Here is a 2,095-nt window from a genome sequence, read left to right on the forward strand (position 1 = left end):
CATCTATGATTGGTCAAATTGAGTGGTAATGTACTTGAATCAAGGATTTTTAACGGCATCACGAGTTTCGTGTAGTGCGTTTTGGCATGAATTTGTGTCACTAAATCCAGGAAAAGCCGTTGAAAGAGATCTGGATTCATGCCATTTAACCGGCGTGACAGCTGAGAAATACTGATGGAATCAAGGTCGATCCCTTTTTGAAGCTGTTCGTCGAAAAGACAATCTGTAAGTGCGTGCAGACTTTCAATTTCTTGCAGCTGTGCAAAAAGGAGAATATTATGTTAGTTGATGAATTTGATGTATTTTTGTTTGATTTAGATGGAGTGATTTATATAGGACTTGAACCACTTCCAGAAGCAGTAGAATCGCTTAAACGTCTTCGGCAAGATAAGAAAATCATTCGGTTTTTAACAAATGATCCATGTACAACACGTAAAAAAACGGCAAGACGGTTAAATAGTCTTGGAATAGAAGCAAGCAGCGAAGAAGTAATTACATCAGGTTGGGCGACTGCCCAATATTTACAGAATGAAAAAATCAGAACTGCACTTGTTTTAGGTGATGAAAATTTAAAATGGGAATGTCAACAGGTAGGTATTAATACTGACGATCAAAACGATGTTGAAGCCGTTGTTGTCGGGTGGGACAATGATGTGTCTTTTCATGACATCCAGCAAGCATCAAAATTAATTCATAAAGGAGGGAGCAAAATTTGTTGCTACAAATGCTGATAGAACATTTCCGACTCCAGAAGGCCCTTTACCTGCTGTTGGAGCTATGGTAGAAGCGATTCGAGTATCAACAGAGAAGAGACCTGTCATTGTAGGAAAACCATACCCTTATATGTTTAAAATAGCGCTTGAAGATTTCTCCCCGTCCTCTAGAATAGTAATGGTGGGTGACAATCCATATACTGATGTTTTAGGAGCACATCAGGTAGGAATACCATCCATTTTAATATCAGACCAAAAGACAAAAAAATTTCCATCTGCTAGAGATTTTCGTAATCCGGATGTTACGATACCGAATTTAAAAGGTTTATTTGATAGTAATACTAAAATTAAAAAATGGATTTCCCCTTCCTTTTCTTGGCCTGATCATATTAAAGCAGGAGTAGCAGGCATTATATTTGATAAGACTCAGCGCGTTCTCCTAATGAAGCGTGCAGATAACGGCTTATGGGGTATTCCTTCGGGCCATGTTGAACCGGGAGAAACTGTAGAAGAGGCAATCATTAGAGAAATTAGTGAAGAAACGGGTTTAAAAGTTAAAGTTAATCGGTTAATCGGAGTTTATTCTGACCCTGTTTCCCAAGTATTTTCATATCCAAACGGGAAAGTAAGTCACTTTATTACAACTTGTTTCGAATGTGAAGTTGTGGGAGGAACTCTAATTAGGGAAAATGAAGAAACATTAGATGTGAATTACTTTGAGTTTAATCATTTACCGGAAAATCTCTTACGTATGCATCCAAGATGGCTTAAAGATGCATTAGAAAATAAACAAATTTCTTATATCCGTTAAAAAAACATGAAACCTTCTAAAAAAGGGGTCCTACTAAAAAAAGAAATGGAAAATGACTTGAGGTTAAAACTTCAAGTCATTTTCCATTTTTTTACTCGTTATTGCGGGTGGTGACAGCTACGTTGCTACTACCCCTCTTTCTAATTCTTCCTCACTTACTACATGATACTTTTCTGCAGTTAATTCCATAACAAATCTCCTCCTAGTTTTTAAGAATCATAGTTATCAGAAAATTACATCTTTTTTTGTTAGGTATTCATACAGGTTGTGTGTATTTTCCGAATTAAAACAAAATGAGACCAGTAATTTCAAATTTAATAAGAATATATACCCTTATTTTACAATCGAGCAATAGTTATTAAAGAATTTATACCCTCTTATTTACCATTAATTTGAATTACTTACTATAATATACCTTTTTATAACTAACCTGTCAATAGTTATTTATTAGGTTATTTTGTTTTGATTTATGAATGCCCTTCCAAACATTAGTTTAATAATATATCACGAGTGTTGATTATCCAAAATTAGACAGACTTATCCCTTGGAATGTGACGTAGTTTTTCAAAAA

Annotated in this window: 2 pseudogenes; one reads left to right on the top strand and one right to left on the bottom strand. The window is 35.0% G+C overall.

What is annotated here, in order from left to right:
• Window positions 1–275 (bottom strand): annotated as a pseudogene (locus AC1UFB_RS16060) (IS4 family transposase); the annotation flags it as partial.
• A 3-nt stretch (window positions 276–278) separates the two neighbouring features.
• Here AC1UFB_RS16060 and AC1UFB_RS16065 point away from each other — a divergent pair.
• Window positions 279–1,524, top strand: a pseudogene (locus AC1UFB_RS16065) (HAD-IIA family hydrolase).
• Window positions 1,525–2,095: the final 571 nt, after the last annotated feature.

It is taken from the genome of Priestia sp. KCTC 13724, assembly GCF_056820425.1.